This window comes from Streptomyces sp. BK208, assembly GCF_004364245.1.
Classification (GTDB): domain Bacteria; phylum Actinomycetota; class Actinomycetes; order Streptomycetales; family Streptomycetaceae; genus Streptomyces.
The window spans coordinates 67,412-92,929 of the sequence record NZ_SOAV01000005.1 but is presented as its reverse complement, the minus strand read 5'-3'; the positions used below and the strand labels follow the sequence as shown (position 1 = coordinate 92,929).

28 protein-coding genes and 1 pseudogene are annotated in these 25,518 nt (G+C 69.8%); 5 read left to right on the top strand and 24 right to left on the bottom strand.

The window, feature by feature from the left end; all coding sequences use genetic code 11:
* Window positions 1–125: 125 nt before the first annotated feature.
* Entirely contained in the window at window positions 126–788 is a 663-nt protein-coding gene (locus EV562_RS14010; RefSeq protein ID WP_166661773.1) for a hypothetical protein, read from the bottom strand.
* 100 nt (window positions 789–888) lie between these two features.
* Between EV562_RS14010 and EV562_RS35575 the strand changes: the two are divergent.
* Window positions 889–1,081, top strand: a pseudogene (locus EV562_RS35575) (DUF192 domain-containing protein); the annotation flags it as partial.
* A 130-nt stretch (window positions 1,082–1,211) separates the two neighbouring features.
* On the opposite strand, the gene EV562_RS14000 reads toward EV562_RS35575, so the two are convergent.
* The gene (locus EV562_RS14000; RefSeq protein WP_208298348.1) at window positions 1,212–1,874 is read right to left on the bottom strand and encodes a hypothetical protein; all 663 of its coding nucleotides are present in this window, start codon (window positions 1,872–1,874) and stop codon (window positions 1,212–1,214) included.
* A gap of 98 nt (window positions 1,875–1,972) precedes the next feature.
* Window positions 1,973–2,632: a hypothetical protein gene (locus EV562_RS13990; protein ID WP_133887134.1), complete on the bottom strand. Its 660-nt coding sequence runs from the start codon at window positions 2,630–2,632 to the stop codon at window positions 1,973–1,975.
* 221 nt (window positions 2,633–2,853) lie between these two features.
* On the opposite strand from EV562_RS13990, the gene EV562_RS13985 reads away from it, so the two are divergent.
* Window positions 2,854–3,267 carry a DUF192 domain-containing protein gene (locus tag EV562_RS13985; RefSeq protein ID WP_133887133.1) on the top strand — a complete coding sequence of 138 codons (414 nt, stop codon included), beginning with the start codon at window positions 2,854–2,856 and terminating at the stop codon, window positions 3,265–3,267.
* A 33-nt stretch (window positions 3,268–3,300) separates the two neighbouring features.
* Here the strand turns inward: EV562_RS13985 and EV562_RS13980 are convergent, their stop codons facing one another.
* The 13 genes from EV562_RS13980 to EV562_RS13920 form a co-directional block, all read right to left on the bottom strand.
* On the bottom strand, window positions 3,301–3,831 hold the full coding sequence (locus EV562_RS13980; RefSeq protein ID WP_133887132.1) for a hypothetical protein: 531 nt from the start codon (window positions 3,829–3,831) through the stop codon (window positions 3,301–3,303).
* Between the two features lie 6 nt (window positions 3,832–3,837).
* Window positions 3,838–4,458 carry an OmpA family protein gene (locus tag EV562_RS13975; protein WP_133887131.1) on the bottom strand — a complete coding sequence of 207 codons (621 nt, stop codon included), beginning with the start codon at window positions 4,456–4,458 and terminating at the stop codon, window positions 3,838–3,840.
* 7 nt (window positions 4,459–4,465) lie between these two features.
* A complete protein-coding gene (locus tag EV562_RS13970; RefSeq protein WP_133887130.1) occupies window positions 4,466–5,038 on the bottom strand; it encodes a hypothetical protein in 573 nt (190 codons plus the stop codon).
* A 16-nt stretch (window positions 5,039–5,054) separates the two neighbouring features.
* On the bottom strand, window positions 5,055–5,669 hold the full coding sequence (locus EV562_RS13965) for a pilus assembly protein TadG-related protein (RefSeq protein ID WP_133887452.1): 615 nt from the start codon (window positions 5,667–5,669) through the stop codon (window positions 5,055–5,057).
* Complete coding sequence (locus EV562_RS13960) at window positions 5,666–5,866, bottom strand: Flp family type IVb pilin (protein ID WP_133887129.1); 201 nt, start codon at window positions 5,864–5,866, stop codon at window positions 5,666–5,668. The genes EV562_RS13965 and EV562_RS13960 overlap by 4 nt, the downstream gene beginning before the upstream one ends.
* 331 nt (window positions 5,867–6,197) lie before the next feature.
* Window positions 6,198–7,100 carry a DUF5936 domain-containing protein gene (locus EV562_RS13955; RefSeq protein ID WP_133887128.1) on the bottom strand — a complete coding sequence of 301 codons (903 nt, stop codon included), beginning with the start codon at window positions 7,098–7,100 and terminating at the stop codon, window positions 6,198–6,200.
* Between the two features lie 18 nt (window positions 7,101–7,118).
* Complete coding sequence (locus EV562_RS13950) at window positions 7,119–8,069, bottom strand: type II secretion system F family protein (RefSeq protein WP_133887127.1); 951 nt, start codon at window positions 8,067–8,069, stop codon at window positions 7,119–7,121.
* A gap of 9 nt (window positions 8,070–8,078) precedes the next feature.
* On the bottom strand, window positions 8,079–9,416 hold the full coding sequence (locus tag EV562_RS13945) for a CpaF family protein (RefSeq protein ID WP_133887126.1): 1,338 nt from the start codon (window positions 9,414–9,416) through the stop codon (window positions 8,079–8,081).
* Between the two features lie 19 nt (window positions 9,417–9,435).
* Window positions 9,436–9,801 carry a TadE/TadG family type IV pilus assembly protein gene (locus EV562_RS13940; RefSeq protein ID WP_133887125.1) on the bottom strand — a complete coding sequence of 122 codons (366 nt, stop codon included), beginning with the start codon at window positions 9,799–9,801 and terminating at the stop codon, window positions 9,436–9,438.
* 1 nt (window position 9,802) lies between these two features.
* Window positions 9,803–10,204, bottom strand: coding sequence for a TadE/TadG family type IV pilus assembly protein (locus EV562_RS13935; RefSeq protein ID WP_133887124.1), 402 nt, complete (start codon window positions 10,202–10,204; stop codon window positions 9,803–9,805).
* Window positions 10,201–11,457, bottom strand: a complete 1,257-nt coding sequence (locus tag EV562_RS13930) for an AAA family ATPase (protein ID WP_133887123.1) — start codon at window positions 11,455–11,457, stop codon at window positions 10,201–10,203. The genes EV562_RS13935 and EV562_RS13930 overlap by 4 nt, the downstream gene beginning before the upstream one ends.
* Before the next feature lie 7 nt (window positions 11,458–11,464).
* Entirely contained in the window at window positions 11,465–12,172 is a 708-nt protein-coding gene (cpaB, locus tag EV562_RS13925; protein WP_133887122.1) for a Flp pilus assembly protein CpaB, read from the bottom strand.
* Between the two features lie 146 nt (window positions 12,173–12,318).
* On the bottom strand, window positions 12,319–13,254 hold the full coding sequence (locus EV562_RS13920) for a hypothetical protein (protein WP_133887121.1): 936 nt from the start codon (window positions 13,252–13,254) through the stop codon (window positions 12,319–12,321).
* 304 nt (window positions 13,255–13,558) lie between these two features.
* Between EV562_RS13920 and EV562_RS13910 the strand changes: the two genes are divergently transcribed.
* Entirely contained in the window at window positions 13,559–15,271 is a 1,713-nt protein-coding gene (locus tag EV562_RS13910) for a glycosyl hydrolase family 18 protein (protein ID WP_133887120.1), read from the top strand.
* 74 nt (window positions 15,272–15,345) lie between these two features.
* On the opposite strand, the gene EV562_RS13905 is transcribed toward EV562_RS13910, so the two are convergent.
* On the bottom strand, window positions 15,346–15,756 hold the full coding sequence (locus EV562_RS13905) for a hypothetical protein (protein WP_133887119.1): 411 nt from the start codon (window positions 15,754–15,756) through the stop codon (window positions 15,346–15,348).
* A 206-nt stretch (window positions 15,757–15,962) separates the two neighbouring features.
* A complete protein-coding gene (locus EV562_RS13900) occupies window positions 15,963–16,247 on the bottom strand; it encodes a hypothetical protein (RefSeq protein ID WP_133887118.1) in 285 nt (94 codons plus the stop codon).
* A 68-nt stretch (window positions 16,248–16,315) separates the two neighbouring features.
* Here EV562_RS13900 and EV562_RS13895 point away from each other — a divergent pair, with 68 nt between their 5' ends.
* Both EV562_RS13895 and EV562_RS13890 read left to right on the top strand, forming a co-directional pair.
* On the top strand, window positions 16,316–16,942 hold the full coding sequence (locus EV562_RS13895; RefSeq protein WP_243860059.1) for a hypothetical protein: 627 nt from the start codon (window positions 16,316–16,318) through the stop codon (window positions 16,940–16,942).
* Between the two features lie 442 nt (window positions 16,943–17,384).
* Complete coding sequence (locus EV562_RS13890) at window positions 17,385–19,391, top strand: hypothetical protein (RefSeq protein ID WP_133887117.1); 2,007 nt, start codon at window positions 17,385–17,387, stop codon at window positions 19,389–19,391.
* A gap of 12 nt (window positions 19,392–19,403) precedes the next feature.
* On the opposite strand, the gene EV562_RS13885 is transcribed toward EV562_RS13890, so the two are convergent.
* The 6 genes from EV562_RS13885 to EV562_RS13860 form a co-directional block, all read right to left on the bottom strand.
* The gene (locus EV562_RS13885) at window positions 19,404–20,726 is read right to left on the bottom strand and encodes an Nramp family divalent metal transporter (protein WP_166661772.1); all 1,323 of its coding nucleotides are present in this window, start codon (window positions 20,724–20,726) and stop codon (window positions 19,404–19,406) included.
* A gap of 67 nt (window positions 20,727–20,793) precedes the next feature.
* Window positions 20,794–21,462, bottom strand: coding sequence for a hypothetical protein (locus EV562_RS13880; RefSeq protein ID WP_133887115.1), 669 nt, complete (start codon window positions 21,460–21,462; stop codon window positions 20,794–20,796).
* A gap of 118 nt (window positions 21,463–21,580) precedes the next feature.
* Entirely contained in the window at window positions 21,581–23,065 is a 1,485-nt protein-coding gene (locus tag EV562_RS13875) for a gluconate:H+ symporter (protein ID WP_133887114.1), read from the bottom strand.
* 127 nt (window positions 23,066–23,192) lie between these two features.
* A complete protein-coding gene (locus EV562_RS13870) occupies window positions 23,193–23,603 on the bottom strand; it encodes a RidA family protein (RefSeq protein WP_133887113.1) in 411 nt (136 codons plus the stop codon).
* Entirely contained in the window at window positions 23,600–24,364 is a 765-nt protein-coding gene (locus EV562_RS13865) for an IclR family transcriptional regulator (RefSeq protein ID WP_133887112.1), read from the bottom strand. The genes EV562_RS13870 and EV562_RS13865 overlap by 4 nt, the downstream gene beginning before the upstream one ends.
* On the bottom strand, window positions 24,361–25,410 hold the full coding sequence (locus tag EV562_RS13860; RefSeq protein ID WP_166661771.1) for a sugar kinase: 1,050 nt from the start codon (window positions 25,408–25,410) through the stop codon (window positions 24,361–24,363). The genes EV562_RS13865 and EV562_RS13860 overlap by 4 nt, the downstream gene beginning before the upstream one ends.
* Window positions 25,411–25,518 lie beyond the last annotated feature (108 nt).

Genomic DNA, 25,518 nt, shown 5'->3' with positions numbered 1-25,518 from the left:
CACCGGGATCCGTCGGCCGAAGGCTCAGAGCGGGATTGCACGTTGGGACCCGGAGGAGTAGCCGACCGTGAGACTCCCGGCGGACACGAACCCGCCATCCAACGCCCGGGCGCCCTGCGCCCCGGCTACGGCTGGCATTGAGCCAGCCCTCTCGTAGAGACGATCTGTGATGTCTGCCAGACACCGTCGGCGTTCTTGTCGAGCCTGGTGTCGTAGTGGACGAAGCTGTTCTCGGTGACGGGCGTCTTGGCGACCTTGCCGGTCTTCTTGTCCTTGCTGAAGCCCTTGCTCTCGTCCGCGCAGAACGTCAGGACAGCTGAGGTCGGACTCTTGAGCGTCACCTTCCGCTCGAAGTAGCGAACCCGACCGGTCACAGTGGCGTCGGCCTTCTCGAACTGACCGATCCACGATACGGCTGCTTCCAAGGCCCTACCCGTGTTGTAGAAGCGGATCGCCTTACCCTCAGGGTCCGTTCCGGCGATCGCGGCATCGACGGCACGCATCCGCTCCGCGTTGTCGACGAGTACGGCATCCTTCACGGGGTCTCCGGTAGCAACACCCTCGAAGGTCAGCTTCAGGTCCGCCGGAAGCTCAATGTGAGGCCGGCCTGCCGCCGCAGTGGAGGAAGCGGACGGACTCGGCGCCTTCGCCGCCTCGTCACCCGCGTCCGCTCCTGGGCTTTCGGTCCCGGCCTTGCCGGAGCTGTCGTCGCTTCCGCACGCGGACAGCGTCAGGGCCGCGGCGGCGGTGAGCGTGAGCGCTGCGATGCGGGTGAAGTGGCGGTTCACGATCAGCTCCTGAGGGGCGAGGCTTCTCTTCGGCAACGCTGACGCTATCCAGAAGGGATGAGGGGATCGGTGGGGGCGGCGGAGGCGTCGGCGGGAGGGGGTGGGTGTGCTGGTCGTGGAGGGGCGGGGCGGCGCCACGGGCCTTCGCGTCCCGTTGGAGATCGCGGCTTCGTACCGTGCGTGTTCCAGAGGACTGTTGGGGCGGGACTCCGTCGAGGGCAGCGATGCTGTTGACGCCCGCCAACAGCGTGCACACCTTCCGGATGCGGATGGCCATCGACGTGGCCTACCTGGTGCCGTTCGTGCCCATCGTCGCCTGGTTCACCACCGCGCCGTGCTGCGGGCTCCCGGCATGCGCGGGGCCCACGGAGGACAGGAGAAGAACGGCAACTCCGACCGGCAGGAGGCAACTCGTTCGGCGACTCATGGACGGCACTTCGCACTCCCCCGCTCCGAAGACAGCCGCTCCGTCACCCAGACGCCCTTGCCGTTCTTCCGAAGCGTACCGGCGTAAACAACGTAGCTGTCGTCCGTCACCTGCGTGACGTCGGCTTTCCCTGTTTTGAGGAACTTGTTGAACGACTTGCTCTGATCCTCACAGTACACAAGTGCCGCGGTACCGTCATCGTTGAGAGCGACACTTTCACCGTAGTAGCGAGTCAGGCCCGTCGTACGAGCCTTGTGATCCACGAATTCCTGAATGTACTTCTCGCTGTCGGCGGCCGCTTCGCCCTCAGAGTAGTACCGATAGGCCGCGTGAAGCGGATCCTGCTCCGCGATGGCCATGTCCACAGCCTTGATGCGCTGTTCGGCATCACGCAGTACTGCATTCTTTCCCGGATCACCGGTTTTGGCCCACTCGAATTTGTACGTCACGTCGTCCGGCAGGGCGATCTTCGGCCTGTCAGGCGACGCCGAAGCCGTATCGCTCAGCGACTCGGACGGCGTTGCATTCGCGGCGTCCGCCCCCGCGATCTTGCCCTCCCCCTTGTCGGGGCTGTCGTCGCCTCCGCACGCGGACAGCGTCAGGGCCGCGACGGCGGTCAGCGTGAGCGCTGTGATGAGGGTGGGTCGGCGGCGATTCACGGTCAGCTCCTGGGGGGGACGAGTCTTCTCTTCAGCGAAGCAACGCTATCCACCGGGACCGACGTACACCAGAGGAGAGATTCCGGACCCGCGCACGGTCAGGGCTGGCAGCTGTCACTGCCCCTCTGGGAGTGAATCTCCTGCACAACCCACACACCCTTGTCGTTTTTGCGCAACTGAGTGTTGTACAGCACGTAGCTGTTCCTGGTCACGGGCGTCTTGTTGACTTTCCTCGGCTTCAGGTACATGTCGTAGGCTTTGCCCTGGTCCTCGCAATAGACAAGTGAGGCAGCGCTCTTGCTGCGAATGTTGACCACCGCGTCGTAGAACCGGTACGCGCCCGTCACTCGTGCGTTCTCATTGACATACGCCTTGATGAACTCCTCCGTGCCGGCCGCGGCTTCACCCTCGTAGTAGAAGAGGTACGCCTTGTCGAGCGGGTCCTGATTGACGATGGCCAGGTCCACGGCCTTGATGGACTGCTCTCCGTCGGCGAGCACGGCGTTCTTGTCCTTGTCCCGGGTTCTGGGCCAGTCGAAGGTGTACGAGAGGTCGGGGGGCAGTTCGATCTGCGGCCGGCCGGGATCCGCCGACGCCGACGCAGTCGATGACGCCGATGAGCTGGAGCTGCCGGTGTCCGCCGCCGCGGTCTTGTCCTCCCTCTTGCCGGAGTCGTCGTCGCCTCCGCACGCGGACAGCGTCAAGGCCGCGGCGGCGGTCAGTGTGAGCGCTGTGATGCGGGTGAAGTGGCGGTTCACGGTCAGCTCCTGAGGGGCGAGGTTTCACTTCGGCCAACTGACGCTATCCAGTGGGGCCGAGCGGCACCAGGGCGAGGCCGGTCGGCACGCGGGCGCCGTAGCTGCGGCACGAGCAACCGTGCGACGCGTGTTCCCGAAGCCGGTGTCGGTTCCGTTCCCGGCGGATACGTTCGGCAGGAAGGTCGGAGCGGCGGGTCGGGGTGAGGGTGAGGGGAACAGGTATGGGGTGGGGGCGGAGGCGGCGGCGGGACGGGGAGGGTGTGCTGGTCGTGGAGGGGCGGGGCGGGGCGGCGGGCCTTCGCGTCCCGTTGGAGATCGCGGCCTCGTACCGTGCGCGTTCCAGGGGGCTGTTGGGGCGGGACTCCGTCGAGGGGGCGATGCTGCTGACCCCTGCCAACAGCGTGCACACCTTTCGGATGCGGATGGCCATCGACGTGGCCTACCTGGACCGGAGACTCACGGTCGTCGCCGTGCGCACCATGCGGCCGGGCCGGCTGGGGCTGCCCCGGCTGCGGGCGCGGCACGTGCTGGAGGCCGAGGCGGGGGCGATGGGTCAGTGGGGGGTGCGGGTGGGGGCGCGGGTCGAGATCGAGGAGGGCCCGGCGACGCCGGACCGTGGGGCCGGTCGCCGGTGACGTCCGCCGCGGCGCTGCGAGCGGGCGGGTGCCTCAGGGCGAGACGATGTGCAGGACGGCCGTGCCGTTCGTGCCCGTCGTCGCCTGGATCACCACCGCGCCGGGCTGCGGGCTCGGGCGGGTGGCGTCGAGGGGGCCGCAGGAGTTGCCGCTGCCGTTCTCGCGCAGGTAGGTGAGGCAGCCCTGGCCCGGGCCGCTCGCGCTGCCCTTGGACCGGTTGTGGCCCGACTTCACCTCGTACTCGATCTCGTCCGGGCCGACCGCCGTCACCGACAGCGTTGCCCGGCTGCCGTCGGCCGGTCCCTGGAAGGGGATGGTCACGGGCTCGGTCACCGTGATCTCGCAGTCGCCGTCGGCGCATGCGCTGATGTCTGTGCCGTCCGCCGCCGACGGGGTGGTGGGCTCGGGGGCGGGGCGGGAGGTCGTGGGGCTGTTCCGGGGAGCGGGCTCCTCGTCGGACTCCGGCGCGTTGCTGCACGCCGCCGTCGCGACGGCCGTCAGCACCGCCAGGGCTGTCAGCGCCGTGCGGGCGGGGCTCGGGCCTGGGCGCGTTCGTCTGCTCATGGTGCGTCAGGGCTCCGTGCGGGGGAAGGAGACCTCGACCCTGCGGTTCTTCTTGCGGCCGGACTCCGTGGCGTTGTCCGCGATGGGGTACTGCTCGCCGTAGCCGCGGACCTCGTAGGTGATGCCGGCGTCGTTGAGGGACTGGGACAGCACGTCGTGCACGGCGTTGGCGCGTCGCTTGGAAAGTACGTCGCCGTGGGCGGAGGAGCCGAGGTCGTCGGTGAAGCCGAAGACGCGGACGCGGGTGGCGTTCTGGGTCCTGATCTCGTCGGCGATGCCCCTGATGCGGGACTTCGCCTCGGCGCCGAGTTTCGCGCTGTCCTTGCCGAACAGCACCTCGGCCTGGAGCGCGAGCGTCACGCTGGTGTTGGTGTCCTCGCGGCGTTCGTCGCCGCTCTGCTCTTCCACGACCGACTTGATGTCCAGGACCTTGGCCTGGGCGAGCGTGGCGCCGTCCGGGAGCTTGAGGTCGGGGTCGTTGGGGTCGACCTCCACGGAGGCGGAGGCGGAGGGATCCGTGCCCGGGGGGTCGTTGGGGTCGTCTTCGGCGTGGGCCGTGGTGGTGCCGTAGAGGGTCGTGGCGAGCACGAGGGTGACGGCGGCCAGCAGGCGGGGTGTCGGGGCCATGTTGCCCTCACCCGGAGATCGAGATGGTCGCGCTGGTGAAAGTCGGAAGCTGGAAAGTGACCTCGGTCGTGGCCGCTGGTGGGGATGGGAACTGCATGAACACGGATAGCCGGTCCCCGGATTTGATCGTCGAGAGACCCGTCGTCGTCAGCGGACGACCTTCTGTGTCACGCAGTACGTAATACCGCTTCTTGCTCTTGGAGTCGACCAATGTGGCCCCGCCGAGGGACCGGCCGTTCTTGATGATCTCGGTCTCGTTGCCGCTCAGGCCCGACGGGATAGCCACGCTCTTGTCGCCGTCGTTCTTCAGCTCGCCGTTCACCGTCACGAATCCGCCGGTGTCGCGCTCGGCGGAGGTAATCCGTAGAAGCAACCCGGCGCTGCCCTTCAGCTCAGCCAGCGGCTCTTCCTTGCTGCCCTCTTGAGCGCTCGGCCCGGCTTCCTCCGCAGTGGACGCCGACGTCGGGGCCTTGGGCTTGTCGTCGTCGCCACCGCTGCTGCAGCCGACAACACCGAAGGTCAGGCTGACGAGTGCGGCCAGTGAGAGTGCCGCCCTGCCCGGTGAGACCCGAATGCTCATGTCTTCGTTTCCTTCGTCACTCGTCACTCACTGGTGAATCGGCCAGGTGTACGTCGAACAAATCCTCCGGCTGGGGCAGGTCCGTAAGATCGTCCGGCGTCAAGTCCCATCGTTGGCCCTCGCACGACAGACTCGGCAACTCCGCCTCGCCAGGTTGTTCCTCAGAGGGCAGTTCGAACGAGCATCGACTCTCGATGACCGCGGTTGCGGACTCCGTGGCCTTCTGGTTCTCCGTGCCCGGGACGATGCTGTCGCCTACGGAACCATGGGTCCTCGCGACGACGGTGTAGCCCAACAGGCCGTCCGGACGGCACGTCGCCTGTGCGTCATTGCGCTCCGCGAGCTGTTGAGCACGCCAACAGGAATCGGATACAGACGCTTTGCCGTCGAATATGGCCTGCCATGAACTCGGTTCGAGGATGTTCGCGACCCACTGATCGACAAGTTGATCCCGCGTTTCCAGAGCCGCAGCGAGCGCCGCAGCATCTGCTGCCGTTTGAGCGTCGCTGCGAGTAGCGCCGGCTTGGCCGACAGCGAAGTACGCGAGGGCCAGCAGAAGCAGGCCTCCCACCACCGTGATGTAGATGGGGAAAGCCTGCCCTGCATCGCGGCACTGTCCTCGTCGACTCAGCCACCGGTGACTTCGGCGATCTTCGACGTGATCGCGTCGAAAATCGTCTGCCCGATATCCGTCCCCGTGATCGCCAGCACGATCGCCACCACCACCGCGATGATGCCCAGGTACTCCACGGCCGTCTGGCCCTTGTCGTCGCGGTGGGCGGTGTGGGTGTGCAGGTGGGCGGCGGCGGTGTGAAGCCAGTTGGTCATGGTGTTCCCCTCCAGGGTGGGCGAAGCCGCGTTCCTCGTGCGGAACGTGCGGGTGGGCGGTGGGGATCGGGCGGCTGGTCGTGCCGGATGTCGCGGCGTTCGTGATCTCCACCTCCCTTGCGCTCGGTCGGGACCTCGGCCCGGCGGGAATACCAGGCATCGACTGTCCCACAGTTGATTGCAAGTGCGAAAGGACTTGCGCGAAAGTAGCCCTACTGGGCGTTACTCCCGCGCCAGTTGACGTGGACGATGCGTGTGCATTCGCACTTTGGTGGCGTACGTGCTCCTCCTCTCCTGGACGCTGGACCGTCATGGCGCCGCTCCTCCTCCCCTACTCGCCCGTGATGGTGCCGAAGTCCGTCCCCGAGCCCAGGATCAGGCCCGCGCCGAGGAGGATCATCGTGGCCGGGACCATGAAGGTCGTGATCATCAGCGTGGCCTTGGGGACGGCGCGCGCGGCCTTGCGGCGGGCGTTCTGGGCGTCGGTGCGGCGCATGTCCTTGGCGAGGGAGACCAGGGTGTCGACGATCGGGGCGCCCAGTTCCTCGCCCTGCTGGAGTGCCGTCACGAACATCGCCACCTGCTCGGAGTCGTTGCGCCGGCGCAGCTCCGTGAAGGCTTCGCGGCGGCTCATGCCGAGGTCCATCTGGCGCAGTGTGATGCGCAGTTCGTCGGCCCAGGGGCCCTCGTAGCGCGTCGACACCCGGTCCAGGGCCTGGCGGAAACCCAGGCCCGCGCTGACCACCACCGCCAGGACGTCCAGGAAGTCGGGGAGCGTGCGCTCGATGACGTCCCTGCGGATGCGGATCGCCGACCAGATGCCCACCTCCGTCCAGAACGCGCCGAAGGCCAGGAGCAGGAGGGCCACCAGGTACTGGCCCCGGAGGACGAAGACCAGGAAGCCGAGGGCGCCCAGGAAGCCGTAGACCGCGCGGCGGGCGGCGTAGCGGTCGATGGTGAGGCCGCCGGGGTTGCCGGCCAGGTCGATCCGGCGGCGGTAGCGGGCGACCAGGGCCGGGCCCATGAGGCGCTGCACGGCGGGGGCGTAGCGCATGCCCATGCGGTCGATGAGGGAGTGCGCCGCGCCGGTGCGGGTGGCGCCGACCTCCAGGGCGAGGGCGAGGTCGTCGGGGAGCTTGGCGTCCGCCCGGTACATGCGGATGCCGGCGAAGACGCCCCAGACGCCCAGGCCCATGAGGAGGGCCAGGAGGATGCCGGGGAGCGGGAGTCCCATGTCGTCGCTCACCTCCTCTCAGACGTCGATGCGGGACAGGCGGCGGATGAGGACGAAGCCGACGGCGTACAGCGCGAAGGCGGTGATCACCGCTGCCTGGCCGGCCGAGGAGCCCGTCATGCGCTCCAGGGCGCCGTCCTTGACGCCGTTCATCAGGAGCAACGAGCCGATGCCCAGGACGGGGACGGCGTACGAGGTCATCGTGACCTGGGAGAGCTGGGTGCGGACCTCGCGCCGGGTCTCCTTGCGTTCCTCCAGGGTCTCCGTCAGGTTGCGCAGCGCGCTGACCACCTGGCCGCCCGCGCGGTTGGACAGGACGAGGGTGGTGACCAGGACCACCAGCTCGCGGGAGGGGAGGCGGCCGGCGAGTTCGCCGAGGGCGTCGTCCATGGTGGCGCCGATGGCGAGTTGGTCGGCCACCTTGGCCAGTTCCTCGCCGGCCGGGGCCTCCAGCTCCTCCGCCGCCATGCCGATGGCGGTGCGCAGGGCGAGGCCCGCCTGGGTGGCGTTGGCGAGGATGCGGGCGAGTTCGGGGAGCTGGTTGATGAACTTCTCGATGCGTTTCTGGCGTTGCCAGTTGAGGAACTGGAGAGCGACGCCGATGCCCAGCAGGCCGGCCAGCGGGCCGAAGAAGGGGGCCAGGGCGGCCTGGCCGATCAGCCACAGGCCGGCGACCGTCGCCACCATGTACGCGAAGAACTCGCCGGGGGTCACGTCCAGACCGGTCGCCGACAGGCGCCGTTCCAGGTTCCTGCCGAGCCCGGTGCGGCGCAGCCGGCGGTCCAGGGCCGGGAAACGGCGCCGGCGTCCGCTCGTCCGGCTCTGCCCGGACGCGGTGAGGCGGTCGACCAGGGCCGCCCGCTGCGCCTTGCCGGCGGCGTACGAGTGCAGGCCGGCGACCGCCAGGACGCAGGTCAGCAGCGTGACGCCGGTGGTGAGCGTGACGAGCGTGTCGAGTTCCGGTTCCATCGGGCGGTCCTACCTGGCTTCTCGGGTGGTGAGCTGGTCCGGGGTGTGGGCCACGCCGAAGGCCTGCGGGACGGGCTGGCCCGCCAGGTAGAGGCGCTCGGCGGTGCGTCGCGGGAGGGCGTGGTACTCGTACGCGCCGGCGACGCGGCCGTCGGCGGTCATCGGGCGGGCGTTGAAACGGGCGACCGTGGCGAGCCGGTACGGCTCGCCGCCGTGGCTGGCGAGCATGGCGATCTCGGTGATGCGGCGGGCGCCGTCGGCGAAGCGGGTGAGCTGGATGATGACGTCGACGGAGCTGTTGATCTGGTCGTGCAGGGCGACGAAGGGGATCTCCACGTCCGACATCGAGGCCAGGGTCTGCAGGCGCATCAGGGCGTCCTCGGCGCTGTTGGCGTGCACGGTGGCCAACGAGCCGTCGTGGCCCGTGGACATGGCCTGGAGCATGTCCAGGGACTCGCCGCCGCGCACCTCGCCGACGACGATGCGGTCGGGGCGCATGCGCAGCGAGTTGCGGACCAGGTCGCGGATGGTGACGCGGCCCTGGCCCTCGACGTTCGGCGGGCGGGACTCCAGGCGGATGACGTGCGCCTGCTGGAGCTGGAGTTCGGCCGAGTCCTCGATGGTGATGATGCGGTCGGACTCCGGGATGAGACCGGAGAGGGCGTTGAGGAGGGTCGTCTTCCCGGTGCCGGTCGCACCCGAGACGATGATGTTGAAGCGGGCCTGCACCAGGCCGGCCAGCAGGTAGAGCATGTTCTCGTCGAGCGAGCCGAGGCCGATCAGCTCCTGGAGGGTGAAGGAGCGCGGGAAGCGGCGGATGGTGAGCGTCGCTCCGGTGAGGGAGAGCGGCGGGATGATGACGTTGACGCGCTCGCCGGAGGGGAGGCGGGCGTCGACCATCGGGTTCGACTCGTCCACGCGGCGGTTGACCGTCGAGACGATGCGCTCGATGGTCTGCATCAGCTGGTCGTGGGAGGCGAAGCGGAGGGGCAGTTGCTCGACGCGGCCGGCCCGCTCCACGAAGATCGCTTCGGGGCCGTTGACCATGATCTCCGTGATCGAGGCGTCTTCGAGGAGCGGCTCCAGGATGCCGAGGCCCAGGGCCTCGTCGACGACCCGGCGGATCAGCTGGGCGCGTTCGACCGTCGACAGGACGGGTCCCTCGCGGCTGATGATGTGCCCGAGGACCCGCTCCAGGCGGGCCCGGCGCTCGGCCGCCGCCAGGGAGCTCATCTCGGCGAGGTCGATCTCCTCCAGGAGCTTGGCCCGGTAGGAGGCGACCAGGTGGCCGTCCTCGCCCCGGCTGCCGTGCTCCTCGGGGGAGTGGATGCGTGCGCGCAGGCTCATGCGTCCTCGGGCTCCTCGGTCAGTGGTCCAGCGGCATGGTGGCCGTCCGGGTGGCGTCCCCGAAGTCCCAGCCGGGGACGATGGTGGGGATGTGGACGGTGGCGGTGACCGTCACCTCGTCGGCGCCTTCCGACGGCGGGCAGTCGGTGCCGTCCGCCAGCCAGCTGCTGACGGCCGCCGCGCAGGCTCCCGCCGCGCTCTCCCCCAGCGAGGCGCTGCGCGCGCCCGCACGGGCCGCGGTGCCGGCCTGCTGGGCGGTGTAGGCGATCAGGCCGAGTTGTACGACGGCCATGCCGACCAGGACCAGGATGGGGAGGAAGCCGAGGTACTCGATGGCCACCTGGCCTCGGTCCCTGGCGCGGCCGCCCGTGCGCGCGTACGGCATCTCAGTCGTCCTCCTCTTCCACGGCCCCGGCGTGTCCGTGCACGGTGAAGGGGACGCTGAGGGTGCCCGGGAAGAGGACCGGGACCTCGATGCGCACGTCGGCGGTGACGTAGCCGCCCGCGCCGCCGCATTGCACCTCGGCGCCTCCCTCCCAGGAGCCCGGCAGCTTGTCCAGGCCCGCCTGACGGCACGCGGCGTCCCGCGCCCCGCGCTCGGCCGCCGTCGCCGCCCGTACCGCCTCGTCGGCAGCATTCCCCGCGAGCGTGTACGTGTATCCCACGAGCACGAGCTGCCACAGCACCACCAGCGTCGCGACGATCACCGGGGTCATGCCGAGGAACTCGATGGTGACCTGGCCGCTCTCCCCGTCCCGGGCCTGTCGCCGGGCGCGTGACACGCTCACCCCGCGCTCTCCTTCCGGCGCCGGAAGCCGGCCGCGCCCCGGTCCGGCCGCAGGCGCCCGTGGCTCTTGCGGCCCCCCTCCGGCGCGCCGGCCAGGCCCAGTTCGCCCGCGAGGGCCCACAGGGCCTGCTTCACGGTGCTCCTGCCGTCCAGTTCGTGCACGCGGCCGGCGTCCACCGCGCCCTGGAGTTCCTTGAAGTTCGCGGGGACGGTCGTCGCGGCGAGCGCCGTGCCGGTGATCTTCTGGATCAGCGGGGGCTGGATCTCGGTCCCCCGCGTGTGCCGGTTGACGACGACGGTCGTCTCCTCCGCCTTGCGGATCTGCAGCCGGTCCCACATCCGCACCGCCCGCTTGGCGCCCCGTACGGCGACCACGTCCGGCGTGGTGACCAGCAGCGCCGTGTCGGCCGTCTCCACGGCGGCCGCGCCGGCCCCGCCGAGCTGGGCGCCGCAGTCGACGACGACGACCTCGTAGCGGGAACGCAGGGCACCGACGATCTGGCGGGCGGCACGGTCGGTGACCTCCTCGCCGCGTTCGCCCTCGCCGGGGGCGAGCAGCAGGGCGAGGCCGCTGTCGTGGCGGAAGACGGCGTCGGCCAGGACGCGCGGGGACAGATCGGTGATGGCGGCCAGGTCGGCCACGGAGCGGCGGAACTGGACATCCAGGTAGGAGGCGACGTCGCCGGTCTGGAGGTCCATGTCGAGCAGGGCGGTGGAGCGGCCGGACGCCTGGGCGGCCAGGGCCAGTTGGATGGCGGTGAGGGTGGTGCCCACGCCGCCCTTGGCGCCGCTGACGGTGACGACGGTGCCGCCGGTCCCGGTGAACACGTCGACGGCGCTGCCGAGGTGCCGGCGCACGCCCACCGACCACTGGGCCACCGCCTGGACGCGGCTGGCGAGTTCCTCGTAGCCGAGCGGGAGGGCGACCAGGCCGCGGGCGCCGTGGTCCATGGCGGCCTGGAAGAGGCCCGGGCCGGGGTCGGAGGTGACGAGGATGACGCCGGCGGCCGGGAAGCGCAGGGCGACGTCGCGGATCAGTTCCAGGGCCGGGACCGGGCCGATGCGCTCGTGGACGATCACGACCTCGGGCAGCTCGTCCACCGACTCCGCCGCGAGGCGGGCGAGGGTGTCGACGAGCTGGGTGGAGTCGGCGACCGGGGCGACCGGTTCGGCGTCCGGGAGCTGGCTGAGCAGGGTCGTGAGGGACCGTACGGCGTCCGGGTCGCCGACTGCCGGGAGGATCCTCGTGGCCATGCGGCTCTCACTTGTCCTTCGCGAGTTCGTACGTCCGGTCCTTGTCGGGGACCGTGGTGTCGCCGCCGGGGGCCACGAGTGCGAGCCGGACGCGCCGGGCGAACGACTCGGCGTAGGTGATGCGCTGGGCGTCGATGGTGGACAGGGCGAAGGTGATGGGGACGGCGTCGGTGGGTTCGCGGTCGCGGCTGTCCTCGTCGGGCTCCAGCGAGGTGAGTTCGCCGACGTCGATGACCCTGGCGTCGGTCACGATGATCTTGGACTGGTCGGGGTCGCCCTCGCGCGGCCCCTCGAAGGTGGCGTACACGTTGACGGTGGCGCCCGGGGTGATCTTGCCCGCGACACCGGTCGCCGCGTCGATCATGATGGCGACCTCCTGCTGGCCGGGCCGCAGGGCGGGGGTGTCGACGATCATGTCGGTCTGGAGCAGCGATCCCGCCTTCAGCCGGGTCACGGCTATCTTGCCGCGGACCTGGGACAGGTCGGTGACGGCGTTCCCGGACAGCCAGCGCTCGGGCATCTCGATCTTCTCGAACTGCGTCGCGCCGAGCTCCGTGTACGGCTCGATGTCGGCCTTGAGCCGGTACGCGGTGACCTCGGGGCCGACCTTGGACTTCACGTCGTCGATGACGGACAGCACACCGGCGAACGCGCCGAGGGCGCAGAGGACCGACAGGATCAGCAGGATGATGCCGCGGCGCTGACGGGAGTTCATGGGCCGTGCAACCTCATTGGGGGTGGCGGGAGTCCGGGCGGGGGGCGTGGAGCGGGACCGACGGCTGGGGCCGGCGGACGGGAGCGGCGGACGGGGGCGGCGGACGGGGGCGGCGGACGGGGGCGGCGGACGGGGGCGGTACCGACCTACCCAGTCAGGGCCCGTCTCTCACGGCGGTGGCCGAGAGCGGGGTCGCGGCGGTGCCCCAGGGCACGGTCGCGGCCGCCGCCGCTGCCGTCGTCGTACGCCGGCGGAGTCGCGGAGCAGAACACGCACCGGTCGCCGATGACGTCGATGCCGCACCAGTGGCAGGCGCTCTGCCGCACGGACGTGACCAGTTGGTAGAGGACCGAGAGGTCGGGGAGGTACGCGCAGAACTCGGTCAGCCGGCCCGTCCCCCACCAGTGCGCGGACTCCGCGGGCAGCGCCGCCTCGCGCAGCCCCTGCACCCGCCAGGACGGGGCGAGGGTGCCGGTGACCCAGTCGGACGGGAGTGGCCCCTTGGCGACCAGCAGCCAGGTGCCGAACTCGGGCCCGCGCAGCGCGCCTTCGGAGCCGACCTTCACCAGCTGCGGCGCGGGGTGGGCCACGACGCCGAACTGGCTTCCGGGCACCCAGGACCTGGCGTGCGCCTTCAGGGTCACGGGAACGTGGTCGAGGCGGGCGACGGAGCCGAGCAGCGCGCCGGCGTGGAGGTAGTGGGTCAGCAGACGGCCCGCGGAGGCGAGGACGCCGGGGCTGAGGTCGCAGGAGGCGAGCTGGCGCAACTGACGGGCCAGTACCGCGATGCCGAGCGGCGGCAGGGGCGGGCGGAACAGGGCGATGCGGTCGGTCTCCAGGAGGGCGCGGACGGTGTGCAGGCGCCGTTCCACGCTCGCCGGGACCGCCCTGGAGCACACCACGATCAGGTGACCGTGCTGGTCGACCAGCGTCTGCAGCTCGGCCAGCACCTGCTCCAGCGGGCGCCGGTCGACGTCCTGGAGCACGGCTGCGGGCAGCGTCCGTTCGTCCTGCGGCGGCAGTGCCATGTCGGCACTGGTCACGGCAATGGCAGTTGGCACGCGCGGCTCCCCGTCTCCCATGCCCGCCGGTCCGCCGGAGTTACTCCGGCACACCCGGATGACTTCACTGCGTGACTACCTGAGCACTGTATCCACGCGTCTGTGACCGGAGAACAGCGTTTCGGCAGCTGTGGAACAACTCGTGATGCACAAGGCGCGCCAAAACAGGGCAGGTTGTGCATTTTCGAGGCCGAGCCGCCCGTCGTGAACCGTCCGCACACTTGGTCCGTACCTACCTCTTGACACTCTCAATTGGTCTGGACCACCTTGTACGTCAGCGGTGGCCACCGTCCCCATCCCCGCCCCACTCCCCCCGGAGGCAGCAGTGGACCCCGTACGCAGACGGCGCGGAAGACGTCTCGGCTCCTTGACGGGCGCCGTCACCGCCGCCCTGGCGCTCGCCGTGACGGCGGTCGGCCCGGCGGCGGCCGCCGACGTCAACAACGCCAAGAACGCCGGCTTCGAGTCCGGTCTGAGCAACTGGACCTGTTCGGCGAACAGCGGCACCACCGTCGCCTCCCCGGCGCACGCGGGCTCGGCCGCGCTGAAGGCCACCCCGGCGGGGCAGGACAACGCGCGCTGTTCGCAGAGCGTCGCGGTGAAGCCCAACTCGACGTACACACTGAGCGCGTGGGTGCAGGGCGGCTACTCGTACCTGGGCGCGACGGGCACCGGTACCACCGACGTGTCGACCTGGACGCCGGACTCCGCCTCCTGGAAGCAGCTCAGAACCACCTTCAGCACCGGCTCCTCGACGACCTCCGTGACGGTGTACACGCACGGCTGGTACGGGCAGTCGGCGTACTACGTCGACGACCTCTCCGTCTTCGGCCCGGACGGGGGCGGCGGCGACGGCGGGAACCCCGACCCGACGGCCCCGTCGGCCCCGGCCGGCCTGAGCGTCTCCGGCACCACGCCGAGCTCGGCCTCGCTCACCTGGAACACCGTGTCGGGCGCCACCGGCTACAACGTCTACCGCGACGGCACGAAGGTGACCGCGGTGACCGGCACGTCGGCGACGGTGACCGGCCTCGCGGCGTCGACGTCGTACTCCTTCCAGGTCACGGCGGTGAACGCGGCCGGCGAGTCGGCGAAGTCGGCGGCGGTCACGGCCCGCACCACGGCGCCGGACGACGGCGGCAACGGCGGCGACCTGCCCAAGCACGCGGTGACCGGCTACTGGCAGAACTTCAACAACGGGGCGACGGTCCAGAAGATCTCCGACGTGCCGTCCGCGTACGACATCATCGCGGTGGCCTTCGCCGACGCGACCACCACACCGGGCGCCGTCACCTTCAACCTGGACTCGGCCGGGCTCGGCGGCTACACGGTCGACCAGTTCAAGGCCGACGTACGGGCCAAGCAGGCCGCGGGCAAGAAGGTCATCGTCTCGGTGGGCGGCGAGAAGGGCACCGTCTCGGTGAACAGCTCCGCCTCCGCGACGAACTTCGCGAACTCCGTGTACTCCCTCATGCAGCAGTACGGCTTCGACGGCGTCGACATCGACCTGGAGAACGGTCTCAACCCGACCTACATGACCCAGGCCCTGCGCGCCCTGTCGGCGAAGGCCGGCCCGGGCATGATCCTCACGATGGCCCCGCAGACCATCGACATGCAGTCGACGCAGGGCGGCTACTTCCAGACCGCGCTGAACGTGAAGGACATCCTCACGGTCGTCAACATGCAGTACTACAACAGCGGCTCGATGCTGGGCTGCGACGGAAAGGTCTACTCGCAGGGCACGGTCGACTTCCTCACCGCCCTGGCCTGCATCCAGCTGGAGGGCGGCCTCGCCCCGTCCCAGGTCGGCCTGGGCCTCCCGGCCTCCACCCGCGCGGCGGGCGGCGGCTACGTCTCCCCGTCGGTGGTCAACGCCGCCCTGGACTGCCTCACCAAGGCGACCAACTGCGGCTCCTTCAAGCCGTCGAAGACGTACCCCGCCCTGCGCGGCGCGATGACCTGGTCCACCAACTGGGACGCGACGGCGGGCAACGGCTGGTCGAGCGCGGTGGGCGCGCACGTGCACGCGCTGCCGTAACTCCGGCCCGTCCGAACGGTTCTGACCACCCGGCCCCTGCCCGCCGACCGGCGGGCGGGGGCCTCTCACTGGCGTCAGATCTGCGCTGCGGCAACCCAGGCTTCGGACCTTTCCACACTCGGCCCGTTGACCTCGACGGCACCGGCGACGTACGCGAGCCATCGCAGCTCATCGCAGGCGAAGAAGGACTCGCCCCACGTGTCCACCCACAGCCGCACTTCACGATCACCCGATTGCGTAAGACCCCACCACGCCCAACCACGAAACTCGGATTCGGGATCGAACTGGTACAGCCACTCTTGAAGATCCCACGCACCGCGTCCGACAGCGGCCGTGTAGCGCACAGCACCGTGGACCGCGAAATCGGGGGCCGGGTCGGCACTTCCACGGGCAACGGCAACGAACCAATCGGGGATCGCGTCGACCGGCAGATCTTCACCTTCGAAAGGGTGTGAGACTGCCAGTCGGAGTGCGGGATCAAGCACGGACCGCACCCTGGCGCCGAATTCCGCGACAGGAGTGCGGGATCAAGCACGGACCGCACCCTGGCGCCGAATTCCGCGACCGGGCGACTGGTGCGTACGTCGAATACACCGACGACGGGAGGCGTCTCCTGCACGGAAGGACGCCGCGACAATCGCATCCGTTCCTGGTTGATGTCCTCGATCTCGTGCATCATGCAGAACGTCTCCTAACCTTCCTGCATAATTCTGCCCGGGGACTTCGCCACTTCTTCCCTGAACTCATTGAGCATTCCACTGGGAATGCCGTACAAGTCGTCTCCCATAGTCGGGTCCGAAATTTCCGGACAAATCCTCTTCATCTGTTTCCACTCGGCCTTGCTGAACCCCAGGCCGGGCTCCTCCTGAGGCACAGCGGTTCGCCTGATCTTTTCCCGGAACTCCGCCGATACCTGGAACTCGACGATCTGGCCCGCCTTCGCCTCGGAACCGGACTGTATGCCCGACGTCTCCACTCAGGTTGACGTAGAGCGACTCCACGGAGCGGCTGCGACAGTTCGTCACCGCCGGGGTGTGGCGCGAGGTGGTCGACGCCGTTCCGAAGAGCCCGAAGCGGTCGCGGTCGGCCGCGCCCCGCACGGAGCGGCCCGAGGTCTCCGGGAAGTCGGTCGGCGACACGCTCGCCGCGCTGCTCCCCGAGAAGCTGGACGTCGTCGCGCGCGGCGGGCAGGAGTCGGAGTACGCGTACGTCGTCGTGGACGACGGGCGGGGCCGCAGTCCGGTCCGGATCAACGTGCAGTACGTCATGGTGGACGCCGCCGGGAAGTTGTACGCCGACGGCGAGACGCTCCCCGACGGCACGCGCGTCGCGACCCGGCAGGGGCCCGGCGAGAAGGCCGGTTCCGGTGTGGTCATGTGGACCGTGGACACGCTGCGTCCCGGCGCCGAGGGCTTTCGCGTGGTCGTCAGCGCCTTCGACACCGGGGACCAGAACGCGGACGCCACCCGCGACGCGCCCGCGCCGGCCATGGAGCAGTTGCGGAAGATCGCGCTCAGCGAGGAGTGGGACGGCGTTGCGGTGAGCGGTGCGGGCGAAGTCTGCACGATCGACCCCCGGCTCTGCCCTCACGCGCCTGGCTGCGCCCACGGGCCGGCAGGTATCCAGGAAAGTTCTCACCTGGACACCACCGCACAGCCAAGAATGAGGTGACTCCGCTGCGCGACCAAGCCGTCGACGAGGCCACCGCAGGCGGCGCCGGTCGGCAGTGCAAGACGGTGCCCCATGAGGCAGTTGCCGCTGCCTCTCCGGGCCTGGCGCACGGTGCGGGCTCCCGGTAGACAGGGGCGGAGTTTGTCGTTACCTCCCGCGATAAGGACGTCCCGTGCCCGTGTTCGACCACCGTCAAGGGTCCTCCGAGCGGTCGGGCGCCGTGCCCTGTCTTGGTGCGGCCGGGTGCCCGGGCGGTCGTGCCCACGCCGCGCCGGGACGGGCAGAGCCTGGTCCTCGCCCTCGCCGCAGCGGTCCACACCTCTCGTCCTAGGGAGTGACCTCGGTGCACGCACAGGAAGAGCACGCCGGCAAGAACCCCGCGCGCGGGACACAGGCCCCTCCCAAGGCGACGGCTGGGCCCACGGTCATGGGGCCCGGTCCGATGACCGCTTCGGGGGCCTTGACCCTTCAGCGTTCCATCGGCAACCAGGCCGTCGCCCGCCTCCATGCCGCCACCTCGGCCAGGGACACCGGCCTGCCGGTCCAGCGGTCCCCGTTCGCCCCGGTCCCCGTTCAGCGCTCGCCGGACAACGATCCGAAGCCGAAGTCGGCCCGGCAGCAGGCGCTGAGCACCCACAAGGCCGTCAAGGAACACTGGGATCATTCGTACGGCGGCGGAAATCAGGGCAACGGCCCCGAAGAGGCCCACAAGCGCTTCTCCCGCTCCTACCGGGGCGGCGACGAGGCGGCCCAGACCCTGTCGCACCAAGCGTTCCTCGTCTACGACGCCCAGGCGGGCCTCCGGGAACAGGAGGAGAGCGAAGAAGAGAGCGTGAACGAGCGTGAGGTCCAGGGCATGCTCATCAACAACAGGCTCCTCTTCGCCTCGAACTTCAACGAGTCGATGGAGTTGTTCGAGGATTACCAGACCGACGGCAAGGACGGCCGCGACGCCTATTCCGAGATCATCGGGACACATCAGAGCGACCAGGGCCGTGAGGCGAACCTACCGAATGCGGACGCCCGCGAGTACGTCGACCGCGTGAAGCGCGCCGAACTCAAGACGAAATCGCTCTTCTCGAAGTCGAAGCCCCGCAACCCCACCGGAGACGCCACGGCCGACGCGCTGCGCAAGCGCCACGGCAAACCGGTGATGATCGTGGACATCAGCGACCCGCCGAAGCCGCTGAAGCATTTGCTGACCCACGAGGACTACATCGGTGCGATCTTCCTCATCACTTTCGGGGAGGAGAAGAAACTGGTCCACGCGGAGCAGAAGCTGATGCTGGCCCTGCATCGGTCCGGCGTCACTCCCGAGGAAGTCAGAGGCCCCCACGCCATCATGGGCCGGTACCGCGGCTGCCTCTGCTGCACCGCCGCGTTGAAGTACTACCAGAGCAGATTCACCGGCCTGCAATTCGACCCGAACCCCGGCTTCTACTACTGGACGTCCCTGGCGAACCTGTACAAGCACCAAGACCATGTGGTGAACGACCCGAAGTTCCACGAGAACATGATGGAGCTTGCCCAGGGGCTGCCGAGTTCCTCCGCGCTGTCGCGGGTGAAGCCTCCGGCGAACGCCGAGGACCGCCACGGCCCCCAGATCACCGAACCCGCCTCGTCGGCGGCGCGTCGGGGATACCGGACCTCCTCCGACACCGAGGGTGAGACGGAGACGGACTCCGACCGTATGGACACGGACTCCGACCGCATGGACACGGACGGCGAGTACGAGCCCAAGCCCCGGGCGTACGACCTCACCTACACGGAAGACTCCGCCGGGAAGCTCGGCAAAGGCTCGAAAGCGCAGAACTCCCGGTCCCGCGCCCGCGCCACCCGCATCGTCTCTCCCGAGGGCAGGGAAGAGATCCAGATCGCCTACCTCAACAACGACACCGAGGCAGAGACGAACGCCTACAAGAAGTGGCACGAGAAGGGGGCGAGCCAGGCAGAGCTGCGGGACATCGTCATGGAGGTCGACGTGTCCGACAGGTCCGAGGCCGCCGTCTACAGCCACGTCACCAGGTACGTGACGGGCAAGACCGGGCACGAGAAGCGCGACAACACCGCATCCGGACGCGAGGACATCAAGCGCCGGAAGACGGGCGTCAACACCGGCAAGAAGGAGTCGGACTCCACGGGCACGGGGTGGCAGAAGATGACCAGGGACTCGGACGACTGGAAGCGCCTGCTGGCCAAAGTGCAGGCCGACGACGTCTTCTACGGCGAGTGGCAGCGCCGGGAGAGCGACCCCGACCTCGGCGTCATCCCGTTCTCGAAGATGTCCCCGGAACTCGCCCGGTACGTCGCCGACCAGCGCAGCACCTACACCGTCTCCTCCATGGCCGGCCTGCTGCACATGCAGGAGAAGACGACTCGTACCAACCTGGTCAAGAACTACGGGCCGGCCAAGCCGTTGGCGACCACGTCGGCCCAGGGAGCTTCCTGATCGGTCGCAGACCTAGAAGAACTCCGACCACGGCTGGTCCCAGATCTGCTTCACGCACAGGACCAGGAACAGCAGTCCGGCGACGGTGAGCATGCCGTTGCTGAGGCCGCCGTTGCGCCACTCCCGCGGGGTGCGGGAGGAGTTGAGGAGCCAGATCAGGGTGAGGGCGAGGAAAGGCATGAAGGCGGCGCCCAGGACGCCGTAGATGATGATCAGGCGGAAGGGCTCGTCCTGGAAGAGCAGGACGATGGGCGGGAAGGTGAGCCAGAGCAGGTAGGCGCGGAAGGCCCAGGAGCGTTCGCGGCGGCCCGAGGCCAACTCGTCGCCCCGCGCCTCCCGTTCACCGCGCCGGCGGGCGAGGAAGTCGGCGAACATCAGGCTCACGCCGTGCCAGACGCCGATCAGCGAGGTGAACGAGGTGGCGAAGAAGCCGATCAGGAAGAGCTTTCCGGTGGCCGTGCCGTACTCCTGCTCCAGGATGTCGCCCAGCTGGATCAGGCCCTTGTCGCCGCTCGCGATCGCGACGTTCGCGGAGTGCAGCAGCTCGGCACCGACGAAGAGCATCGCGACGACGAAGATGCCGGTCGTGGCGTAGGCGACCCGGTTGTCCAGGCGCATGACCTTCATCCAGCCGGTGTCGGTCCAGCCCTTGGCGTTGACCCAGTAGCCGTACGCGGCCAGCGTGATGGTGCCGCCCACGCCGCCGATCAGGCCCAGGGTGTTGAGGACCGAGTCCTTCTCGTCCGGGAGGACCGGGAGGAGTCCGGCGAAGGCGTCGCCCAGGTGGGGCGTGACGCGGATCGCCAGGTACACCGTCACCACGAACATGACGCCCACCAGGACGGTCATGACCTTCTCGAAGACGTCGTACTTGTTGAACCAGACGAAGACCAGGCCCACCAGGCCGCAGGCGATGCCCCACCATTCGAGGCCCATCACGTCCGGGAAGAGGGCCTGCAGCGGCAGGGCGCTGGACGACATCGCCGCGGCCCCGTAGACGAAGCCCCAGATCACGGCGTAGACCGCGAAGAACCAGGTGGTCCAGGGGCCGATGCTGGCCCAGCCGTCGAAGAGTGTGCGGCCGGTGGCCAGGTGCCAGCGGCCGCACGCCTCGGCGAGGGAGATCTTCACCAGGCAGCCGATGACCGCCGCCCACAGCAGGGTGTAGCCGAAGTTGCTGCCCGCGATGAGGGTGGCCACGAGGTCGCCGGCGCCCACACCGGTCGCCGCCACGACGATGCCGGGGCCGATGTAGCGCCAACTGGACTTACGGGGAGCCGGGTCGGCACCGCCCGATACGCCTGCGTCTTGGGTGTTGCCCGTGGTGTCCGCCATGGGGGTCAAGAAAACCCATGGCCGCCGGTGGGGCAAGAGGGCGTGCACGGATCTTCACCCGATGCGCTTACTCGGCGCGGGGCTTGGTCTCCTCGGCTTCCTTTACCGCCGTGTCCGCCGTCTCTTCGGCCTCCGCTTCGGTGCCGGCTTCCGCTTCGGTGCCGGCGGCCTCCGCTTCGGTGCCGGCCTCCGCCTCGCCGTCGTCGAAGTACGCGTCCAGGACCTCGTCCAGCGCCGACTCCCACTCCGCGAAACGGCTCCGGGACGCGGCCTCGATCTCGATCGGGTACCAGCGGCTGTCCGGCGTGTGCACCGTCACCGTGAACCGCTTGCCGAAGCGGCCCGTCTCCGTCTCGACGGCCCCGACCTCGTCCCAGCGGAACTCGCAGCTCTGGTCGTCGAGGGAGAGACGTACGCCCTTGTGGTCGGCGACGATGCGGGCGCGGCGGTCGGCGGCCTCGAAGACCGGGCCGTCCACGGGGGCCTCGTCCTCCGCCTCTTCGGCACCCTCGGCGTCCACGGCGTCCACGGCGTCCACCGCGTCCACGGCGGGCGGTTCGCCCGCGACCGTGGCCTTCGCGGCCTCCTCGGTCTCCGCGTCGGCGTCCTCGTCCGCCTCGGCGCGTCTCACGTCCTCCGGCCCACCGGACACGGGTGCGGTGAGCCCGGGGATGAATGCCGGGTCGAATCCGGCGCCTTCCAGGGGCTGGCTCGTCGATCCTCTGCGCTGCTCCACAGCGGGCAGTATGGTCGACGATCCTGTGCCGGGCACAGCCAGCCCCAACTTCGTTATCAGACGCCTACACGAGCCGCCCGGGCGAGCACCCGCAGGAGCCGCCGCCCGGGCGGTCCGCCTACACGAACAGGCTCACCACCGCGGCCACCACGAACCCGGCGACCGACAGGACGCTCTCCAGGACCGTCCACGTCTTGAGCGTGTCCCGCTCGCTGATGCCGAAGTACTTGGAGACCATCCAGAAACCGCCGTCGTTGACGTGCGAGGCGAAGATGGAGCCCGCCGAGATGGCCATGATGACCAGCGCGACGAACGCCTGCGAGTGGTCGCCCTCGGCCAGCAGCGGCGCCACGATGCCCGCCGTCGTCACGATGGCCACCGTCGCCGAGCCCTGCGCGACCCGCAGCACCAGGGAGATCAGGTAGGCCAGGACGATCACCGGCAGGCCGACGTCGTTGAAGGTGTCGGAGAGGGCCTGGGCGACGCCGCTGGCCTTGAGCACGGCGCCGAAGACACCACCGGCGCCGACCACGAGCAGGATGTTGCCGACCGGCTTCAGCGAGGCCGTCGAGACGGTCTCCAGGGACTTGCGGGACCAGCCGCGCCGGATGCCGAGCAGGTAGTAGGCGAGGAGCAGGGCGATGGTCAGGGCGACGAACGGGTTGCCGAAGAACTCGATGACCGAGCGCAGGGTGGACGGGTCAAGGGCGATGGAGGAGAACGTCGCGGCGAGGATCAGGACCAGCGGGGTGCCGATGATGCCGAGGACCGTGCCGAGCGCGACGGGGCTCTCGGTCGGCGCGACGCCGGCCTTGCGCTGCTCCTCGATGACGGCCTGCTTGGCCTCGTCGGCGGCCTCGACCATGTCCTGCGGCACGGGCACGAAGATGCGGCGGCCGATCCAGGCGGAGAACACCCACGCGGCGAGGACCGCGGGGACGCCGCAGACGATGCCCATGAGGATGATCCAGCCGAGCTTCACGTGCAGCAGTCCGGCGGCGGCCACCGGGCCGGGGTGCGGCGGCAGGAAGGCGTGGGTCATGGAGAGGCCGGCCAGCAGCGGCAGGCAGTAGAGCAGGATCGACTTGCCGGAGCGCTTGGCGGCGGCGTAGACGATGGGCGCGAGGACGAAGATGCCCACGTCGAAGAAGACCGGGATGCCGAAGATCAGGCCGGTGAGGCCCATGGCGAGCGGGGCGCGCTTCTCCCCGAAGAGGCCGAGCAGGCGTGAGGCGAGCACCTGTGCGCCGCCGCTGACCTCGAGGATCGCGCCGAGCATGGTGCCCAGGCCGATGATGATGGCGACGTGTCCGAGGATGCCGCCCATGCCGGACTCGATGGTGGAGACGGCGTCGGACTTCTGGACGGTGCCGAAGAGTTCGGTGACCGAGAGACCGGCGAGCAGGCCGACGGCTATGGAGACGGCGAGCAGCGCGACGAAGGGCTGCAGCCGGACCTTGATGATGAGGAAGAGCAGGAGCGCGATGCCGATCGCGGCGACGATCAGCAGGCCGGTGGTGCCGTCGATCAGGGTGAGCAGGCCGCCGGTGTGCGGTGGGGTCTGCGGAGCGGAGGCGGCGAGCTGGAGGGACGTGAGGGACATACGGGGGTCCTCTGCGTAAACACATACTGCTTTCGGGCAGGGCGGGGCGCGGCACGGCGCCCCCGGGGGGTGAGGGGCGCCGTGCCCTGCGACAGACAGGCGGAACGGAGGAGGGGTCCCGGGTGGGTCAGCCCAGGACGGCCAGCGCGTCGATCTCGATGAGGAGGCCGGCGGGCAGACCGACGTAGACGGTCGTGCGGGCGGCGGGCGGCTGGGTGAGGCCCTGCTCCTCGAAATACGCGTTGTAGATCTCGTTCATCTCGGCGAAGTGGTCCACGTCGGTGAGGTAGACGCGGAGCATCATCACGTCGTCCCAGGAGGCGCCGCCCTCCTCCAGGATCGCCTTGACGTTGGCGAGGGTCTGGAGGGTCTGCTCGCGCAGGGTGGGGCCGGCCGGGGTGGGGGCCTTGCCCTCCTCGTGGGGGAGGAAGCCGACCTGGCCGGCGACCTGGAGGATGTTGCCCTTCCTGACGCCGTGGCTGAACTTCGCCGGGGGGACGGTGTGGGTCGCGGGGGTGAGAGCGGTCTTCTCGGTCATGCGGTGACTTCCTTGACTGGGGTCCTGCCGGAGTACTCGCCGCTGATCGCGTCCGCCGTACGGCGCACCAGCGGGAGCAGGGTGAGGAGTTCGTCGGCGGTGACCACGACGTTCGGCGCGGAGACCGACATCGCGGCGACCACCCGGCCGTCGGCGCCCCGGATGGGCGCGGCGACGCAGTTGATGGACTCCTCGTGGCCACCGAGGTCGGTGGCCCAGCCCTGTTCGCGCACCTTGGCCAGCTCCTTGAGGAAGCCGTCGGCGTGGGGTGTGGAACGGGCCGTGTACATGGGGTAGTCGAGCTTCTCGACGGCGGCTCGACGGTCGTTCTCGGGGAGGTCGGCGAGCAGGAGTTTCGCCACGGCCGCCACCGTGATGGCGACGGGCTTGCCGATCCGGGAGTACATGCGGACCGGGTAGCGGCTCTCCACCTTGTCGATGTAGAGGACCTCGTTGTCCTCGTGGACGGCGAGGTGGACGGTGTGCCCGCACTGCTCGTTGAGGCGGACGAGGTGGGGGTGGGCGATCTCGCGGACGTCCAGGTTCTCCATCGCCTCCTGGGCGAGGGCTATGAGGCGGGCGCCGAGGCGGTAGCGCTGGTCCTGCTGGCGGTAGACGAAGCCGTGTTCGTGGAGGGTGCGCAGCAGGCGCAGGGCGGTGGACTTGTGGACGCCGAGGCGGTCGGCGACCCGGCCCAGGTCGGCGGGGCCTTCGGCGAGCAGCGGCAGGATGCTCAGCGCGCGGTCGACGGTCTGGCTCATGGGGTGCGTACCTCCTCCTCGGCCCCTTCTGCGGCCTGTGTCCAGCCGGGGCCGAGTCGCAGTGTCCCCCACGCGTCGTCGTCGAGGGCGGCCAGGCGGTCGGCGCGTTCGCGTGCCGGGGGCGTGGCGAGGTCGCCGGGGACGGTGAGGGCGGCGGCGGCCATCAGGTGGCCGTGGCGCAGGCGTTCGCGTACGGGCAGTCCGCGCAGGGTGGCGGAGAGGAACCCGGCGGCGAAGGCGTCGCCCGCGCCGACGGCGGCGACGACGTCGACGGTGAGGGCGGGGACCGAGGTGACGTGGGGGCCGTGGAAGGCGGTGGCGCCGGTGGCGCCCTGCTTGACGACGAGCAGGTCGGGCTCGGGCAGCGCGGCGCGCACGGCCTCGGGTCCGCCGAGCCCCCAGGCCTCGTCCTCGCCGACGAAGACGATGTCGGCGCCCCGGGCCAGCTCCAGCAGCACCCGCGCGCCGTCCGCGTCGCCGCGCCACAGGCCGGGCCGGTGGTTGACGTCGAAGGAGACGAGGGGGCGGCCGGGGCGGCGGGCGGTCAGCTCGCGCATGAGGTTCAGGCAGTCGGCGGAGAGCGCGGGCGTGATGCCGGAGAGGTGGAGCACGCGGCCGGAGCGGATCGCGTCGAGGTCCATGGTGCGCACGGACATCGCGGAGGCGGCGGAGCCCGCGCGGTAGTAGGCGACCTCGTGGGCGTCGGTGGCGCGGTCCCCGGCGGTGCGGAAGTAGACGCCGGTGGGGCGGTCGGGGTCGCGGCGCACGGCGGACACGTCGACGCCGTAGGCGCCGATGGCCTCGACGAGGTGGTCGCCGAAGCCGTCCGCGCCGACCCGGCTGATCCAGCGGGCGGTGTGTCCGGCGGCGGCGAGCACGCAGGCCACGTTGGACTCGGCGCCGCCGATGGCACGGTCGAAGGAGGGGACGTCGGCGAGGCGGCCGGGCACGGAGGGGAGGAAGGTGACCATGGACTCGCCGAGCGTGACGACGTCCACGACGTCGGGAGTGGTGCTGCGGGGTCCGTCGAGGGTCACGATGGTCATGGCTCCTGGTCGCTTCTCGCGGGCGGCGGCTCCGTTGACCCCGCGTTCGTCGAGATGTTAGACAGCAGTAAGCGATATACGCAACGGTCGTTGCAAGTGTTGCAACGC

Bases quoted from the DNA above. Each gene is read 5' to 3' on its own strand.
- EV562_RS13975 (WP_133887131.1), bottom strand. From the start codon at position 4,458: ATGGCCCCGACACCCCGCCTGCTGGCCGCCGTCACCCTCGTGCTCGCC.
- EV562_RS13945 (WP_133887126.1), bottom strand. From the start codon at position 9,416: ATGAGCCTGCGCGCACGCATCCACTCCCCCGAGGAGCACGGCAGCCGG.
- EV562_RS13860 (WP_166661771.1), bottom strand. From the start codon at position 25,410: ATGACCATCGTGACCCTCGACGGACCCCGCAGCACCACTCCCGACGTC.
- EV562_RS13920 (WP_133887121.1), bottom strand. From the start codon at position 13,254: ATGGGAGACGGGGAGCCGCGCGTGCCAACTGCCATTGCCGTGACCAGT.
- EV562_RS13930 (WP_133887123.1), bottom strand. From the start codon at position 11,457: ATGGCCACGAGGATCCTCCCGGCAGTCGGCGACCCGGACGCCGTACGG.
- EV562_RS13940 (WP_133887125.1), bottom strand. From the start codon at position 9,801: ATGCCGTACGCGCGCACGGGCGGCCGCGCCAGGGACCGAGGCCAGGTG.
- EV562_RS13890 (WP_133887117.1), top strand. From the start codon at position 17,385: ATGACCGCTTCGGGGGCCTTGACCCTTCAGCGTTCCATCGGCAACCAG.
- EV562_RS13980 (WP_133887132.1), bottom strand. From the start codon at position 3,831: ATGAGCAGACGAACGCGCCCAGGCCCGAGCCCCGCCCGCACGGCGCTG.
- EV562_RS13985 (WP_133887133.1), top strand. From the start codon at position 2,854: ATGGGGTGGGGGCGGAGGCGGCGGCGGGACGGGGAGGGTGTGCTGGTC.
- EV562_RS13875 (WP_133887114.1), bottom strand. From the start codon at position 23,065: ATGTCCCTCACGTCCCTCCAGCTCGCCGCCTCCGCTCCGCAGACCCCA.
- cpaB (WP_133887122.1), bottom strand. From the start codon at position 12,172: ATGAACTCCCGTCAGCGCCGCGGCATCATCCTGCTGATCCTGTCGGTC.
- EV562_RS13870 (WP_133887113.1), bottom strand. From the start codon at position 23,603: ATGACCGAGAAGACCGCTCTCACCCCCGCGACCCACACCGTCCCCCCG.
- EV562_RS13865 (WP_133887112.1), bottom strand. From the start codon at position 24,364: ATGAGCCAGACCGTCGACCGCGCGCTGAGCATCCTGCCGCTGCTCGCC.
- EV562_RS13955 (WP_133887128.1), bottom strand. From the start codon at position 7,100: ATGGGACTCCCGCTCCCCGGCATCCTCCTGGCCCTCCTCATGGGCCTG.
- EV562_RS13885 (WP_166661772.1), bottom strand. From the start codon at position 20,726: ATGGCGGACACCACGGGCAACACCCAAGACGCAGGCGTATCGGGCGGT.
- EV562_RS13970 (WP_133887130.1), bottom strand. From the start codon at position 5,038: ATGAGCATTCGGGTCTCACCGGGCAGGGCGGCACTCTCACTGGCCGCA.
- EV562_RS13950 (WP_133887127.1), bottom strand. From the start codon at position 8,069: ATGGAACCGGAACTCGACACGCTCGTCACGCTCACCACCGGCGTCACG.
- EV562_RS13960 (WP_133887129.1), bottom strand. From the start codon at position 5,866: ATGACCAACTGGCTTCACACCGCCGCCGCCCACCTGCACACCCACACC.